Raw genomic sequence first — 16,330 nt, 5'->3', positions numbered from 1 at the left:
TAATGATTAAACGTATTTCTGAAAAATTTACCCCTAAGCAGTATATTTTCAAATTTTTCGCCATATTGACCGCACTTTTTGGCTTGTACCTGCTTGTGGCGTGGTCAAGTTATTCGCCTTTAGATAACACATGGGCATCTTCAACCTATCTCACTACCCCGATAAATAAAGCAGGGGCATTGGGGGCGTGGTTAATTGATTTGATCTTTGTGTTATTTGGTTATGTTGGGCACATTTTTCCTTTTATGACATTGATTTTACCCTTGGTGATGCTACGTCGTTCTGCTGATTGGACATGGAGTCGGCGAAAATTGGCGTTACGCATTGGGGGATTTCTCTTATTTTTATGCGGTGCTTGTGTCCTTTTTACCTTGTTGTTTGCCCATAATGCCTATTATTTATCTGGTGGGGTATTAGGGGGCAGTTTAGTGACCGCCTTTTTCCCTTGGTTAGACTTTGTGGGGTTGATGCTTTCGGGGTTTATTTTTGCTTTAGTGGGATTTCTCATGTGTTCAGGATCCTCTTTAATTCAATGGTTGGTGAACGCCTATTATTGGTTGACCATGCAAAATCCGAGTGCCTCTCAAACGGCTAACACAAATGACATCACGCCTGAGCCTTATGAAACGGAAGCGAGCTTAGATGATCTGGTAACACCTGAATCGTTGAATCAAACCCCAACGCCTCCGTTGAATACCCAAGTGATCGCACCCGCACAAGAAAACCAAGGGCAGGCAGAGGACACAAAAACCGAACATTTCCCAGAGAGTGCTTTATCCACACCGAATATTCATATTAGTACGGAGGTTTCTGTTGAAAATGGGGAAGAGAACAGACGTTCAATCAGCCATACTCCACTTGCCGTAGACTATGATGATGTCAATGCCGTCAACCTTGGTGGTTATGTGGCGGGTGAGGAAATCACGTTGCCGAAAGTCAGTATGCAATCGCCACCAGAAAATCCCATTGCCATGGAACAACAGGCAAACCTTGCCACGACAGTCTCGCTTCAGACTGAGCAAGCCCATGTTGCTTGGCAACCCACCCAGTTGGAGAATGCAGATGGACAACACATTATGCCAAGTGCAACAGGGGAAAACCATCCACCTTTAGACCATGAACCGCCTGCCATGCCAAGCATTTCCCTTTCGCCGTTATCTCACTTACAAGAGACGGAGAACGCCTCTTCACAGGAAGGTGAAAGTGATTTAGCTCAACAATTTATGGCACAAGAACAGCAACGTCTGGCAGAGATGACTGCACGTGCGAAAGCAATCAATGCAGAAGAAGCATTACAACATATTTTTGCAGATCCAGCAGAACCTGATGTAGAAAATGCGAGCGTGACTACGCCAAATTACAAATCCTATGCCGAAAGTTTGATTCACCCTGCCTTGCAACAAAAAGTGACGGTGAAAAGCAAACCTACGACACCGATGCCGAGTTTGTCTTTATTAGAACATCGCCCAAGCCAAGCACATCACATTACAGAGGAAGAATTGCGAGAAACATCACGACGGATTGAACATCAATTACGCAATTTTAACGTAAAAGCCACAGTGAAAGATGTGTTAGTGGGGCCGGTGGTAACACGTTATGAACTTGAGTTACAACCTGGTGTCAAAGCCTCAAGAGTGACGGGGATCGATACGGACTTGGCTCGTGCTTTAATGTTTCGTTCCATTCGTGTGGCAGAAGTGATCCCTGGCAAACCTTATATTGGGATTGAAACCCCAAATGATCATCGTCAAATGGTCACCTTACGTGAAGTGTTAGATAGCGATGCCTTTCGTCAATCCACCTCTTTGCTTTCTATTGCATTAGGTAAAGACATCAGCGGACAACCTGTGGTGGTGGATTTAGCCAAAATGCCACATTTATTAGTGGCAGGTTCAACAGGTTCAGGGAAATCTGTTGGGGTCAATACCATGATTTTAAGCTTGCTCTTTAGAGTCAAACCTGAAGAAGTAAAATTTATCATGATCGATCCGAAAGTGGTGGAGCTGTCTATTTATGATGGTATTCCTCATTTATTGACCGAAGTCGTGACCGATATGAAAAAAGCGGCAAATGCATTACGTTGGTGCGTGGATGAAATGGAGCGTCGCTATCAATTGTTATCTGCCCTAAGGGTGCGTAATATCGAAGGTTATAATGAAAAAATCGTCGAATATGAAGCACTCAATATGCCAATTCCCAATCCTTTGTGGCGTCCGGGAGATACCATGGACAGCCTACCCCCAGCCTTAGAGAAGTTAAGCTATATCGTCGTGATCGTCGATGAGTTTGCCGATCTGATGATGGTGGCAGGCAAACAAGTGGAAGAATTGATTGCACGTTTAGCACAAAAAGCACGAGCCACGGGGATTCACCTCATTTTGGCGACACAGCGACCTTCCGTTGATGTGATCACTGGCTTAATCAAAGCCAATATTCCAAGCCGTATTGCCTTTACGGTCGCCAGCAAAATTGACTCCCGTACGATTTTGGATCAAGTGGGGGCAGAAGCCTTACTAGGAAGAGGTGATATGCTTTATTCAGGGGCAGGATCATCAGATTTAGTTCGTGTACATGGTGCCTTCATGAGTGATGATGAAGTCGCCAGAGTGGTGGATGATTGGAAAGCCCGAGGTAAACCTCATTATATTGAAGGGATTCAAGAGGGACACGGAGAGGACGACAATAACGAAAATGGTCGCCCATCGGATGCAGGTGAATTAGATGATTTGTTTGATCACGTGTCTGAATTTGTCATTAGCACAGGGTCAACCTCCATTTCTTTAATTCAGCGTAAATTTAAAGTAGGCTTTAACCGAGCCGCACGAATTATGGAACAACTTGAAGAACAAGGTATTGTTTCCGCTATGCAAAATGGTAAGCGAGAAGTATTAGTTCGACATTCTTCAGATTTTTAGGATAAACAACATGAAAAAAACTTTTTTAAAAAGCACCGCACTTACCGCACTTTTTGTTGCCACATTCAGCACCGTTGCATGGGCAGATGCCGTGTCTGAATTACAACAGCGTTTAAGCAAAGTCGATGAACTGAGTGCCACTTACAGCCAAACCGTCAGTAGCATTGACGGCAAAACTGTTCAAGAGGGCAAAGGTACTTTAAAGATTAAGCGACCTAATTTATTCCGCATGGATAACCAAACCCCACAAGAGAGCCAAATTATTTCCGATGGTACAACCCTTTGGTTTTACGATCCTTTTGTGGCACAAGTTACTGCAAGCTGGGTAAAAGATGCGGTGAATAACACCCCCTTTGTTTTGCTTACCTCAAATGATAAAAGCCATTGGGCACAATATTCCGTGGAACAAAAAGCGGATACCTTTGTGTTAAAACCAAAAGCTAAAAACAGCAACCTCAAACAATTTGATATTCGCATTGATAGTGAAGGGGTATTGCGTCATTTCAGCACCATTGAAAAAGACGGACAATCGAATTTATATGTCTTACGCAATATCACTAATCAACCCATCGCTACCAGTTTATTTAAATTTAACTTACCGAAAGGGGTTGAATTAGACGATCAACGCAAAAAATAGTGAGTGAGGAATATGTCCAACTTAAATTTTGACTTTGCCGAACAAGATTTTCGTCCTTTAGCTGCCCGAATGCGACCGACAACATTGGCACAATATTGTGGTCAGTCCCATTTAATGGGGGAAGGAAAACCCTTACGCAAAGCCATTGAAGCGGGACATATTCACTCCATGATTTTATGGGGACCGCCAGGCACAGGGAAAACCACCTTAGCCGAACTGATCGCCCAACGCATTCAGGCAGAGGTTGAACGCATTTCAGCCGTTACTGGTGGTGTAAAAGAAATTCGTGAAGCCATTGAACGTGCCAAGCAAAACCGCCTGTCTGATCGCCGAACCATCTTATTTGTAGACGAAGTGCATCGCTTTAATAAAAGCCAACAAGATGCATTTTTACCGCACATTGAAGAAGGCACCATTATTTTTATTGGTGCCACAACAGAAAATCCGTCTTTTGAATTAAACAGTGCCTTACTTTCCCGTGCCAGAGTGTATTTATTAAAATCGTTGAGCAAAGCTGAAATCACCCAAGTGTTACAACAAGCATTAGCGGATAAAGCACGAGGGTTGGGCAATACGCAGTTTGTGTTAGAGCCTGATTTACTCGAGATGTTAGCCGATTATGTCAATGGTGATGCCCGTCTTGCCTTAAATTGCTTGGAACTGATGAATGATATGGCAGAAGAAAGTGAACAGGGCAAAATATTAAATCGCAGGTTATTAACCGAAGTACTTGGTGAACGCCAAGCCCGTTTTGATAAACAAGGCGATCGTTTTTATGACCTCATTTCTGCCTTACACAAATCTATACGAGGCTCCGCCCCAGATGCGGCCTTATATTGGTATGCCAGAATCATTACCGCAGGCGGTGATCCCCTTTATGTTGCAAGACGACTCTTAGCCATTGCTTCTGAAGATGTGGGCAATGCAGATCCGCGAGCTATGCAAGTCGCGATTGCTGCTTGGGATTGTTTTACCCGTGTGGGGGCGGCAGAAGGCGAAAGAGCCATTGCTCAAGCCATTGTTTACCTTGCGGTTGCCCCGAAAAGTAATGCCGTATACACAGCCTTTAAACAAGCCAAAAAACACGCTCAAGACACCCCCGATTACGATGTACCTGAACATCTTCGTAACGCCCCAACTCAACTGACGAAAACGTTAGGCTATGGTCAGGAATACCGTTATGCTCATGACGAAGTCCATGCTTACGCTGCAGGCGAAAATTATTTTCCAGAGCCTTTACAAGACACCCAATATTATTTCCCCTCTGATCGAGGAATGGAAATTAAAATCAAAGAAAAATTGGCATGGTTGAAAGCACTGGATCAACAAAGCACCACACCACGTTACAAAAAATAACTTTTTCCTTGCGAAGATGCTCCCCTGTTTGGCGTTGACCAAAGGTTTTAAGTAAGGAACTGCTTATTTTTTCTTAAAATGTTTTTAAAAATGACCGCACTTTTATCTCAGGTTGTTAGATTTTTACTTGAATGATGGCTAGAAAATACTGGCTTGGGGATGAGATGAAATGATTGTTTCCTCTTTTTTATTTTTTCTCTTCTAATATTTCGCTATAATCCATTTTACTTTTCTTAATGACAATACCTTATGAAACTATACGCCAATAACAAAGTGTTAGATTTATCGACCCCCCAGATTATGGGGATTCTCAACTTCACACCAGATTCTTTTTCAGATAGTGGTCAATTCTTTGACTTAGATAAAGCATTATTCCATGTGGAAACAATGTTAAATGCAGGGGCGACCATGATTGATATTGGGGGAGAATCCACACGTCCCATGGCGGCAGAAGTGACACTTGAGCAAGAGCTAGAACGTGTCATTCCTGTGGTTGAAGCGGTTAATCAGCGTTTTGATTGTTGGATTTCCGTGGATACCTCAAAAGCGGGTGTGATGCAAGAAGCGGCTAAAGTGGGGATGGATTTTATTAACGATATTCGTGCGTTACGTCAGCCTCAAGCCTTAGAAACGGCGATTGCATTAGATTTACCCACTTGTATTATGCATATGCAAGGTGAGCCCAGCACGATGCAATTGAATCCCCATTATGATGATGTGGTGGCAGAGGTGTTGGCATTTTTACAGCAACGTACGCAAGAATGTCTAGAAGCGGGCATGAAGCCGAGTAATCTCATTTGGGATATGGGATTTGGTTTTGGTAAAACCGTGGAACATAACTATAAACTTTTAAAAAACATACCGCACTTTTGTGAGCAAGGCTATCCCGTATTAGCGGGGCTTTCGCGTAAATCAATGATTGGTATGGTATTAAACAAGCACGTTGAACAACGTGTTATTGGCAGTGTGACAGGTGCATTGATCGCAGCAATGAAAGGTGCCTGTATTTTGCGGGTGCATGATGTGGAAGAAACCGCAGATGCACTAAAAGTTTGGCAAGCAATGCAAAATGCTTAAATATAAAAAGGACAAATGAATATGGCAAATCGTAAATATTTCGGTACGGATGGGGTGCGTGGTAAAGTGGGTGTTATGCCGATTACGCCAGATTTCGCATTAAAATTAGGTTGGGCGGCAGGCAAGGTGCTTGCGACACAAGGTTCCCGTACTGTGCTGATTGGGAAGGATACTCGTATTTCGGGTTATATGTTGGAGTCTGCCCTTGAAGCTGGATTAGCGGCTGCGGGGCTATCTGCTGCGTTTACAGGCCCGATGCCTACCCCTGCGATTGCGTATTTAACACGAACATTCCGTGCGGAAGCAGGGATTGTGATTTCGGCTTCTCATAATCCTTATTATGATAATGGGATTAAATTTTTCTCTGCACAGGGGACAAAATTGCCTGATGATGTGGAAGAAGCCATTGAGGCAATGTTAGAAGAACCGATGGATTGTGTGGAATCCGCTGAATTAGGGCGTGCAAGTCGTATTAAAGACGCAGCGGGTCGTTATATTGAATTTTGTAAAAGTACCTTCCCGCCACACATGAGTTTAGAAGGGTATAAAATTGTGGTGGATTGTGCCAATGGTGCCACTTACCATATTGCCCCGAATGTAATGCGTGAATTGGGTGCAGAAGTGATCGAACTAGGCACAGAACCTAATGGAATGAACATTAATGAAAAATGTGGTGCGACGGATATTAAAGCCTTACAAGATAAAGTGTTAGAAGTGAATGCGGATGTGGGGTTAGCCTATGATGGTGATGGCGACCGTTTGATTATGGTCGATCATTTAGGTAATAAAGTGGATGGCGATCAGATTCTCTTTATTATTGCACGTGAAGCCTTACGTTCTGGCAATTTAAAAGGGGGTGTCGTAGGCACATTAATGAGCAATATGAGCTTAGAGCTTGCCTTGAAACAATTGGGTATTCCATTTGAGCGTGCTAACGTCGGAGATCGTTATGTGTTAGAAAAAATGCAGGAAAAAGGCTGGCTCTTTGGGGGAGAAAACTCAGGGCATATCATTATTGCAGATAAAAATACCACAGGTGATGGCATTGTGGCTTCTTTAGCCGTCTTAACCGCAATGGTGCAACATCATTTATCTTTACATGAGCTTGCGGGAGCCGTGAAATTATTCCCACAAGTGTTAATTAATGTGCGTTTTGCAGGTGGGGCAAATCCATTGGAAAGCGAGGCGGTCAAAGCCGTTGCCGCAGAAATGGAAACCCGTTTGGCAGGAAAAGGGCGTATTTTATTGCGTAAATCGGGTACAGAACCTTTAATTCGTGTGATGGTAGAATGCGAAGAGGCGGAGTTAGCACAACAATGTGCACAAGCCATTGCTGATGCAGTGAGTGCGAATTAAGTGAGAGAAAGATAAACTGAGCATAAATTGCTCAGTTTGTTTTAGAGGCAATATAGACAAGTTGTAGGAGTCTACATTAATGGATATTTTTATCATGCGTCATGGCGAGGCTGAGATGAATTTGGGGTCAGATCAGGCGCGTAAATTAAATGAAAGAGGGATTCAACAAGCTTATGAGCAAGGAATTTGGCTAAAAAATACCGCACTTTTTGAAAAGGTATTGGTCAGTCCTTATGTGCGTGCACAAGAAACCTTTGCACAAATTAATCATGTTTTTGAGGATAGTTTACGTCCAAAACAAGAAACGTGGAAAGGCATTACGCCTTATGGTAATGCTCCAATGGTGGTGGAATATCTTGATGTTTTGGTCGAGCAAGGCGTGCAATCGGTATTGATTATTTCTCATTTGCCATTAGTGGGTGAAATTGTGGCGAGTTTATGTGGAAAAAATACTGCACGTTTTTATCCTTCTACGGTGGCACATGTGGTATGGGACGGTCAAACAGGTCATCTTCAACAAGTTAGTTATCTCGGCTAAGATGAATATCAATGCGAGGGTATGAAATTTAACCATAAATTGTTATTATGATAACCGATTGGAAAAGTTCAATGATTTACATTACTTCACATAATGTTTAACCTTTTTATTTATTTTATATTTTAAATCAATGGGTTATTGAACGCATACTTTCAGTCAAACAGGTGAAAAGAAAATGATTTTTCGTAAAAAAATGTAAATAGTCATTTCTTTTTTATCAGATTTAATACACACTAGCAGACGACAAAGCGTATCTTTGTGAGTGTTATTTGTGAGTGTTATTTTGAAACCTCGTAAACCATTAGGAGAAATGATGAAAAAATCAGTATTAGCAGCATTAGTATTAGGTGCAAGTTTAACCATGACAGGTTGTTTCGATCAGGAAAGCAAAGCGGGCCAAGAAGTCGAAAAAGCCAAATCAAGTGTCGTGGAAGCAAAAGATGCGGTAGCTAATGCAGCTGCCGAGGTAAAAAACTCAGCAGTTGAGACCGCAAAAGACGTAAAAGAATCTGTTAAACAAGGCGTTGCTGAAACCAAAGAAGCTGTAGCAGCGAAAGTGGAAGAAACAAAAGCTGTGGCAGCTCAAGCAAAAGAAGCTGTTGCGGCAAAAGCGGAAGAAGTGAAAGCGGCAGCTGTTGATGCTAAAAATGCAACGGTAGAGAAAGCTGAAGAAGCCAAAGCAGCAGCCAATGCGAAGTTAGAAGAAGCAAAAGCTGCAGCGGCAGAAGCGAAAGACGCGGTTGCTGATAAAGCAGCAGAAGTGAAAAAAGCGGCTGAAGACAAAGTGGCTGAAGCAAAATCTCATGTAGCTGACATGAAAGACGCTGCCGCAGAGAAAACAGCTGAAGCGAAAGCGGCAGCAGAAGCGAAAGTTGAGGGGGCGAAAGCCGCCGCGGCTGATACAAAACAAGCTGCTGCTGAAAAAGTGGAAGACGTGAAAAAAGCCGTGGATGCAAATGTTTCAGAAGCAAAAGCAGCTGTTGCTGAAGCAAAAGAAGCTGTTGCGACTAAAGCCGAAGAAACCAAAGAAGCCGTGAAAGAAATTGTTGCTCCAAAAGCACAATAATCTTCACTTCTCATCAATACGAAATAGCGAGCGAAAGGCTCGCTATTTTTTTATGTCTAACTGATTAAACAACGGCGGTGTGGCTTGATTGTTGGGCATTTTTCACAGCGTTAGTTTATGACGACAGGGTAAAATAGCCGACGGCACATTTTAATTGATCTGCATAGAATATGAGGGGAATACGTTGGCGTAGCCAAACGGGTACGGCATAGTGTTGCCAAATTTTTTTGATGTCTTTATTGGCACTGGTGGGCGTGAGGCGTACTTTCCCCTGATAACCAAAGCGGACTTCAATGGGCTCGGCGGTGAGCGGGAGTGTATGGGTTAACAGTTGTTGTGCGTGTTGCCAGCTTACTTGAAGCTGTTGTGTGTTTTGTTGCAACGAAAGTGTGCCTAATCCATCTGGTAAGTGAAGGGTTTCGCCTATTTTGAGAGGAAAACGCAAGGATGAGAGATCGGCAAAATGGGGCGTGAGATAGAGTTTGTGTTGATAACGACGTACATAATGTTCTCCCAGTTGAAATTGTGGAATACCATCAGGTTTAGCAAACACGACATCTTGGATCAGTTGGTTAAGTTGGACTTTAGAGGGCATGGACACGCCACATTGGGTAAGCCACAAACGTAAAAGTGCATTTTGTTTCAAAGGCGAGGCTTGGGCAAAGTGCTGAACATCAAAAGTGCGGTGCGTTTTGTCAAAATTTTGTGAAAACTCGGCATCTAAGAGTTCGTTGAGTAATTGTTGTTGTTCGAAACAATGCTGTGCACTGCGTTGAACAGCATTGTCAAAGTGTGTCCAACGTTGGCGTAAGAGGGGAAGCACGTCATTCCGCAGAAAATTACGATCATAACGGCTGTCTTCATTGCTTTCATCTTCAATCCAGTGCAGTTTGGCTTGTTGCACATACTCCCGTAATGCAGTGCGAGTGAAAGATAATAAAGGGCGAAAGAGAGACAAACCATCAATCTGACTTTGTGTTTGCATGGCACTGAGTCCTGCTACACCACTTCCTCGTTTTAATGCCAGAAAGAACGTTTCTGTTTGATCTTGTTGATGGTGTGCAGTGGCAAGCATTTCATGGGGGAGAATATGGTTGCGAATGGCTTGATAACGGGCTTCTCGAGCCCCTGCTTCAATGCCTTTATGGCGATCGACTTTTACCTTTTCAACAATGAAAGGGATGTTAACTTGTTGGCAAATCTGCTGACAATGTGTGACCCAATCATCTGCATATTGGCTGAGTCCATGATGAATATGAATCGCACGAAGCTGTAAGTGCGGTTGTTTTTCACGAAGTTTTGCAAACAAGTGTAAGAGTGCGGTGGAATCTAATCCTCCACTAAAGGCGATTAAAAAATGCTGCTGTGTGGCAGGAAGTTGGGCAAGTTGAGTCTGGAATTGTGATAGTAGCATAGCGTTCATCAAAAAATAAAAGGACGTTAATTTTAACGCCCTTTTTGTCAGAACTTAAGCAATTTTCACGGCGTTATATTGGCTGATTGGCTGCAGAATATAATCACGTGCGGCGATAATTTGAAGCTCATAATTGTCTTGCTGTTGGGTAACGGTCATCACATCATTGACCGCATTGGCTGTATGCTCAAAGGCGTCAAGATCTGATTTACCATTCAGTAAATTGGCGATAAATAACCCAGCGGTTAAATCACCCACGCCAACGGGTTCTTTACGGAATTGATGCAAGGGGCGACTAATGTGCCAAATGCCTTCTTGTGTGGCGAGGAGCATTTCAAATTGGTTTGCCTCTTTCCCTACTTTGCTTAGGTGTTTGACTAAGACTTTTTTAGGTCCTTTAGACAGAATCACCTTAACCGCCTCTAAGGCTTGTGTAAAGTTTTCGACGGGTAAGCCACTCAGTTCACGCAGTTCCACTAAGTTAGGCGTGATTAAATCGGCTTCTGCCATGGCTAAATTGATTAACCCTTCTTTCACCCCTTCTGCCACAATACAGCCTTTATCTGGATGTCCCATCACAGGGTCGCATAAATAAAGGGCGTGAGGATTTTTACTTTTGATAAAACGCACGGCTTGAATGATTTCTTCAACTTGTTCTGCAGAACCAATATAGCCCGATACAATGGCATCACACAGGTGGAGGGCATCAATGGCATCAATCCCCCGCACAATTTCGCCAATTTGTTCTTTGGGCATAACCATGCCTGTCCATTTGCCATATTGGGTGTGATTGGAGAATTGAACGGTATTCAACGCCCAAACATCCACCCCTAATAATTGCATAGGGAAGGTGGCTGATTTATTTCCTGCATAGCCATAGACTACATGGGACTGTATTGAAAGAACATGTTTCATTCTAGTTTCCTTTTCGAATAAATTGGTTGAGGAGCGGGGTGGCAAGTTTACGTTGTGCTTCTGGTAAACTGATTTCTGCGTTCCAAAAAGGCTCATCGCTGTTGATATGGTAATACGCCACACCATCAAGCCTGTCTTTTCCTTGATTCGCTTGATAAGCGATTAAATGGGGGGTTAAATGGACTTGGTGAGTGGGGATATTGGTGCCTTCATAAAACAAGAAATCATTGTCTTGGGCATCTTTTCTGGCTTCGGGAAAGAGGGCGGATGCACTCATCATGGCACAGCCCATACAGCTTGCCGCATGATAATATTTGAAATACCCTTTTCCTTTTTTAGGGGCAAACACATAAGACGTGGAGCCATTTGCTCCCACGCCACCATCCACTAATTGCCAGTTTTGGGGCACGAGTAACATCTGTCCATAAGGCATTGCATATACATCAAACTGGGCGAGAGTGGCGGCATTCAGTTTGGTAGAAAGGGGGTTAATCGGACTTTTCAACCACCCACCGTCAACGTTATCTTCATATTCAGTTTGATAAAGCGAGATTTCCTGTTGGTTTAGGGTGATTTTTTTGACAAAGTGGGCTTTCATCATGCGAGAAGCATTGGGGAGGCGAGGTGCAAAAGAAAATGAATATTGCTCTGCCACACTCAGTGAAGAATAACCCAAACAGAAAAGAATGGTGAATAAGGATAATGTGATACGCATCTTGCCCTCCCGAAAAAGTGCGGCTATTTTTACCGCACTTTTGGATTAAAGATTTAGCAATAGCCGTAATGCATTAAACGCTGATAACGGCGATGTAATAAATTATCTTGATCAAGCATTTCCAAATCTTTGAGATCGGCGAGCAGGCGTTGTTTTAAATTGCGTGCCATGGTGTCAAAATCACGGTGAGCACCACCCAGTGGTTCTTCCACAATATTATCAATCAATTTTAACTCTTTTAAACGACTCGCCGTTAAGCCCATGACTTCCGCTGCCGTAGAGGCTTTTTCCGCACTTTTCCATAAAATAGAGGCACAACCTTCTGGTGAAATTACGGAATAGGTACTGTATTGCAACATATTGATTTTGTCGCCAACACCAATGGCTAATGCACCACCTGAACCGCCTTCGCCAACCACGGTACAAATGACAGGCACTTTGAGTGTTGACATTTCACGCAAGTTACGAGCAATGGCTTCAGATTGACCTCGTTCTTCCGCACCCACGCCAGGATAGGCTCCCGGTGTATCAATAAAGGTAATAATCGGCAACTTAAAACGTTCTGCCATTTGCATTAAGCGTAAAGCTTTACGGTAACCTTCTGGTGCAGGCATACCAAAATTACGTTTTACTTTTTCTTTTACTGTGCGACCTTTCTGATGACCAATGACCATTACGGGTTTACCATCTAAGCGAGCTAAACCGCCGATGATGGCTTTATCATCAGCAAAAGCACGATCGCCTGCCAATTCTTCAAATTCGGTAAAAATGCGTTCAATATAATCGAGTGTATAAGGGCGATTTGGATGACGAGCCATTTTAGACACTTGCCATGCATCAAGATTGGCAAAGGTTTTCTGTGTTAACTCTGTACTTTTCTTTTGTAAACGGGCAATTTCATCATCTAAATTGATTTTATCATCATGACTTGCCACAGCACGAAGGGATTCGATTTTTGCTTCAAGTTCTGCAATGGGTAATTCAAAATCTAAATATTCTTGACTCATTTTTATTCCTATATATTAAATTCGCACGAATCGCACCGCACTTTATCAAGATTTTCGTGAAGGTGCAAATACAGGTTGTATTGTATGCTTTTTTGAGGCAAAAAGCATAGGAAGTTTTACTTGTTCTACCATTGAATTTGAGAAAGAGAGCGTGAAAAATAAGGCAGATTTTCCCACGAAACGGTTATTTTTGAGGATTTGAAACCATTTGGCGAACTTTCTATTTTAAGTGTGTGTCAAAGGGGGTATGCTTTATGTGTAACAAACCTGATAGGAGTATTTATGAAATTAAATAAAGCAACTTTGCTCGCAACTTTGGCTGCAGCACTTTCATTTTCAACCTTTTCTGCACAAGCCACGCTCATGGATGCCAGCTCGAAAGGCGATTTGACTAAAGTGGTTTATGGTTGTGAAGGGAAAAAAACCTTGGAAGTGATTTATGTCAACACAGCGAAAGATTCTTTTGCCATTATTAACCAAGTGGGCGAAATGATTCCATTGGAAATGGTGAGATCCGCTTCAGGCAGCTTATATAAAGCCATCAATAAAGATTATACTTATCAGCTTCAAACCAAAGGTCGTCAGGCTCAGTTATTGGGTGATGGGGGCAATGTGGTGATTGATGGCTGTGTTACAGAATAACATGTACGTTCAGCAATCCGCTTGATAAAAATGGTTGGGAATTATTTTCCAACCATTTTTTTATGGGAAGAAAGCACCTTAGCCTTGTATAAATAAGAAGGGATTTAGTCCACTGCGTTGGAATCCTTGTTCTTCCATTTCCCTGTCTAATAAAATGCTGGATAAATCATCGGCAATGGCTTCCACTTTGGGATCTTTATCTTGATAAAGGACTTTCAAATAACTTTGGCAATCGCCACAACTTTCTGCTTTGACAGCCGCCTTTTCAGAATCTAATGACCAATAATCAAGCTTACCCGTTTGATCGCAATTGGTGCATTTGGCTCGCTCCATATTCCATTCACTTTCGCATAATGCACAATGTAAATAACGTAAGCCTTGTTCCGCACCAAAATGAACCACACTGGCGACGGGGGCAGAGCCACAAACAGGGCAGAAGTGTAGATTTTCACCACTGTCTTTATGGCTAGTATGGGGAATTTGTTGCACTAATTGCACCCAATATAAGGATAATGCCGACCAAATAAATAAGGCTTTATCACTGCTCACTTGGCTAAATTCTTGTGCAAGTAAAGCATTGGCACAGTCTTCTAGCGTGGCGTGATCTGTTTTTTCTAAATCGTCAATGGTGGCTAAAATGCTTGCTGTCGCATGCGGTTTTACTTCATTTAAAAGGGCATAAAGCAATTCAATCCAAATAGGATCACGTTGCCAATGTTGAGCATGCAAAGGTTGTGGTGCAAATGCTGTTTGAGGCAATTGAGCTTGACCAAGTCGAGCATCTTGCAAAATGGGTGATTGTTGTAACACCTGTAATTGTGCTTGTGCCACTTGACTGGCAAAGGTTAGATAATCTTCAAGTGGGTGTGCCTTGGCAAGGCTTGTTAAACGTTCATGACGACGACGATACAGGTTTAAGGGATTGGCAAATAATAAGGCAGGGGCATGGAATGAGCTTGCTGCCTGTTTAATTTCAGATTCTGGTAAAATTCGAATACTCATAGGGTTCTCTTGAGATCATGAAGAAAGTGCGGTCGATTTTGAAAAGGTTTTGAAAAATGACCGCACTTTGCGTGATGAGTCTTGTGTTAACTTATCTTCTTGTGAGAGTCGGCTTCTTGCTTTTGTGTTTCTTCTTTGACTAATTCAGGTAACACTTCTTCACGATACCAGCGAGGGTGGTGTTTTTTCGCCCAACGTACCGTGACCCAGCCTTCCACCATACCGCGAATGGAGCCTTTCACCCAAAATGCCATATAAATATGCACCATAATGCCAGTGAACAATAAGAACGCACTGCCAGAATGAAGCAAGATCGCAATACGAATCACAGGAATCGGGAAATTATGGGAGAAATATTGTCGCCACATAATGATTCCCGTGATTAAGAGGGTGAACATGGCAAGAATTAACGTCCAAAAGAGCATTTTCTGACCGAGATTATATTTTCCGTTATCAGAAACCGCATGTTCATTACCTTTCAACACTTCCTTGATATTTTTTAGCCAAACCCAGTCATTTCTTTCAGGAAAATTATGACGCCAATAAATCCGACAAAGATTTAAGAAGGCTAAAAACATGATAATGCCTGTAAAGGGATGCACGAAACGTGCAAGCTGCGGTGTACCGAGAATTTCGGTTAACCAAGAAAAATCAGGGAAGAAGAAGGCAAGACCCGATAACCCCGTGATGAAAAAGCAGATCACAAGTAGCCAGTGGCTTAAACGTGCGGGCAGTTTGTGACGCACGATTTTCTGATCATTGCTGATCTTTATCTTGCTCATTTTTCACCTCCATCAACCTGTTCTTCATCATCCTCGTCGTGTTCATCGAGTTCTTCTGTGTTTGGACCAATACTAATATAATGTGCAATTTCCCCTAAGATGATCCCACTCATGGCAACCGCTGCCACAGGTTTTAATACATCTTTCCAGAGGGTGATACTCATATCAATAGACGGATCTTTTGGTAAGCCCGAATAAAGTTCGGGTTTATCGGCATGGTGTAGCACATACATCACGTGTGTTCCGCCCACACCTTCTGGATCATAAAGTCCTGCATTTTTATAGCCACGAGATTTTAGGTCTACAATACGTTGTTCCGCATAGACTTTCATTTCTTCTTTGCTACCAAAACGAATGGCACCTGTTGGGCAAGTTTTTACACAAGCAGGTTCTTGACCCACATTAACACGATCCACACAAAGGGTGCATTTATAAACACGGTTATCCTCAGGATTCATCCGCGGGATGTTGAACGGACAACCTGCAATACAATAACCACAGCCGATACATTTATCCGATTGGAAATCCACGATACCGTTGGCATATTGAATGATCGCACCAGGCGATGGGCAAGATTTTAAACAGCCCGGTTCGGTACAGTGCATACAGCCATCTTTGCGAATAAGCCATTCTAAACGCTCGTTTTCTTCCACTTCATTGAATCGCATGACTGTCCATGCTTTCGCATTTAAATCGGTTGGGTTGTCATAAACCCCCACGCATTTTTCAGGTTCTGCACGAATATCATTCCATTCTGAACAGCCCACCTGACAGGCTTTACAGCCGATACAGGTGGTGACGTCAATCAATTTTGCCACTTCAATTTGATGATCACGTGCGTGTGGTGGCGGTGTTAAGCCTGAGGTAGCAGAGGCTTTAATAATGTTTTGAGATTGAACGACACCCAT

Annotated in this window: 15 protein-coding genes; 8 read left to right on the top strand and 7 right to left on the bottom strand. The window is 42.8% G+C overall.

Going from position 1 to position 16,330, the window contains the following annotated elements; all coding sequences use genetic code 11:
* Positions 1-2 precede the first annotated feature (2 nt).
* From ACPEEM_RS04965 to ACPEEM_RS04935, 7 genes are all read left to right on the top strand, one after another.
* Entirely contained in the window at positions 3-2,915 is a 2,913-nt protein-coding gene (locus ACPEEM_RS04965) for a DNA translocase FtsK (RefSeq protein ID WP_424407992.1), read from the top strand.
* 10 nt (positions 2,916-2,925) lie between these two features.
* Positions 2,926-3,552, top strand: a complete 627-nt coding sequence (lolA, locus tag ACPEEM_RS04960) for an outer membrane lipoprotein chaperone LolA (RefSeq protein ID WP_424407990.1) — start codon at positions 2,926-2,928, stop codon at positions 3,550-3,552.
* Positions 3,553-3,564: 12 nt separating this feature from the next.
* Positions 3,565-4,908 (top strand): replication-associated recombination protein A, encoded by a 1,344-nt coding sequence (locus ACPEEM_RS04955; RefSeq protein WP_424407988.1) that lies wholly within the window; start codon positions 3,565-3,567, stop codon positions 4,906-4,908.
* Positions 4,909-5,157: 249 nt separating this feature from the next.
* Positions 5,158-5,985 carry a dihydropteroate synthase gene (folP, locus tag ACPEEM_RS04950; protein ID WP_424402924.1) on the top strand — a complete coding sequence of 276 codons (828 nt, stop codon included), beginning with the start codon at positions 5,158-5,160 and terminating at the stop codon, positions 5,983-5,985.
* 21 nt (positions 5,986-6,006) lie between these two features.
* Positions 6,007-7,341, top strand: coding sequence for a phosphoglucosamine mutase (glmM, locus tag ACPEEM_RS04945; RefSeq protein WP_424407986.1), 1,335 nt, complete (start codon positions 6,007-6,009; stop codon positions 7,339-7,341).
* A gap of 79 nt (positions 7,342-7,420) precedes the next feature.
* Positions 7,421-7,879 carry a phosphohistidine phosphatase SixA gene (sixA, locus tag ACPEEM_RS04940; RefSeq protein WP_424402928.1) on the top strand — a complete coding sequence of 153 codons (459 nt, stop codon included), beginning with the start codon at positions 7,421-7,423 and terminating at the stop codon, positions 7,877-7,879.
* Between the two features lie 310 nt (positions 7,880-8,189).
* Complete coding sequence (locus tag ACPEEM_RS04935; RefSeq protein WP_424402930.1) at positions 8,190-8,945, top strand: hypothetical protein; 756 nt, start codon at positions 8,190-8,192, stop codon at positions 8,943-8,945.
* 115 nt (positions 8,946-9,060) lie between these two features.
* Here the strand turns inward: ACPEEM_RS04935 and tilS are convergent, their stop codons facing one another.
* The 4 genes from tilS to accA are packed head-to-tail and all read right to left on the bottom strand — an operon-like array spanning position 9,061 to position 12,996.
* The gene (gene tilS / locus ACPEEM_RS04930) at positions 9,061-10,359 is read right to left on the bottom strand and encodes a tRNA lysidine(34) synthetase TilS (protein ID WP_424407984.1); all 1,299 of its coding nucleotides are present in this window, start codon (positions 10,357-10,359) and stop codon (positions 9,061-9,063) included.
* Between the two features lie 54 nt (positions 10,360-10,413).
* A complete protein-coding gene (gene pdxY, locus ACPEEM_RS04925; protein WP_424405711.1) occupies positions 10,414-11,274 on the bottom strand; it encodes a pyridoxal kinase PdxY in 861 nt (286 codons plus the stop codon).
* Position 11,275: 1 nt separating this feature from the next.
* A complete protein-coding gene (locus ACPEEM_RS04920; RefSeq protein ID WP_424407982.1) occupies positions 11,276-11,989 on the bottom strand; it encodes a DUF4850 domain-containing protein in 714 nt (237 codons plus the stop codon).
* Positions 11,990-12,042: 53 nt separating this feature from the next.
* Positions 12,043-12,996: an acetyl-CoA carboxylase carboxyl transferase subunit alpha gene (gene accA, locus ACPEEM_RS04915; protein WP_424402938.1), complete on the bottom strand. Its 954-nt coding sequence runs from the start codon at positions 12,994-12,996 to the stop codon at positions 12,043-12,045.
* Positions 12,997-13,278: 282 nt separating this feature from the next.
* Here accA and ACPEEM_RS04910 point away from each other — a divergent pair, with 282 nt between their 5' ends.
* On the top strand, positions 13,279-13,638 hold the full coding sequence (locus ACPEEM_RS04910) for an MliC family protein (protein WP_424402940.1): 360 nt from the start codon (positions 13,279-13,281) through the stop codon (positions 13,636-13,638).
* A 78-nt stretch (positions 13,639-13,716) separates the two neighbouring features.
* Here the strand turns inward: ACPEEM_RS04910 and fdhE are convergent, their stop codons facing one another.
* The 3 genes from fdhE to fdxH all read right to left on the bottom strand — a co-directional run bounded on the left by fdhE (position 13,717) and on the right by fdxH (position 16,330).
* Complete coding sequence (gene fdhE, locus ACPEEM_RS04905; protein WP_424407980.1) at positions 13,717-14,640, bottom strand: formate dehydrogenase accessory protein FdhE; 924 nt, start codon at positions 14,638-14,640, stop codon at positions 13,717-13,719.
* Between the two features lie 86 nt (positions 14,641-14,726).
* On the bottom strand, positions 14,727-15,422 hold the full coding sequence (locus ACPEEM_RS04900; RefSeq protein WP_424402943.1) for a formate dehydrogenase subunit gamma: 696 nt from the start codon (positions 15,420-15,422) through the stop codon (positions 14,727-14,729).
* Positions 15,419-16,330, bottom strand: a complete 912-nt coding sequence (fdxH, locus tag ACPEEM_RS04895; RefSeq protein WP_424402945.1) for a formate dehydrogenase subunit beta — start codon at positions 16,328-16,330, stop codon at positions 15,419-15,421. The genes ACPEEM_RS04900 and fdxH overlap by 4 nt, the downstream gene beginning before the upstream one ends.

Origin of the sequence: Pasteurella pantherarum (assembly GCF_049670885.1) — a bacterium.
In the GTDB taxonomy this organism is placed as follows: Bacteria; Pseudomonadota; Gammaproteobacteria; order Enterobacterales; family Pasteurellaceae; genus Pasteurella.
The sequence above is the reverse complement of the archived record's forward strand: the minus strand, read 5'-3'. Positions and strand labels throughout refer to the sequence as shown.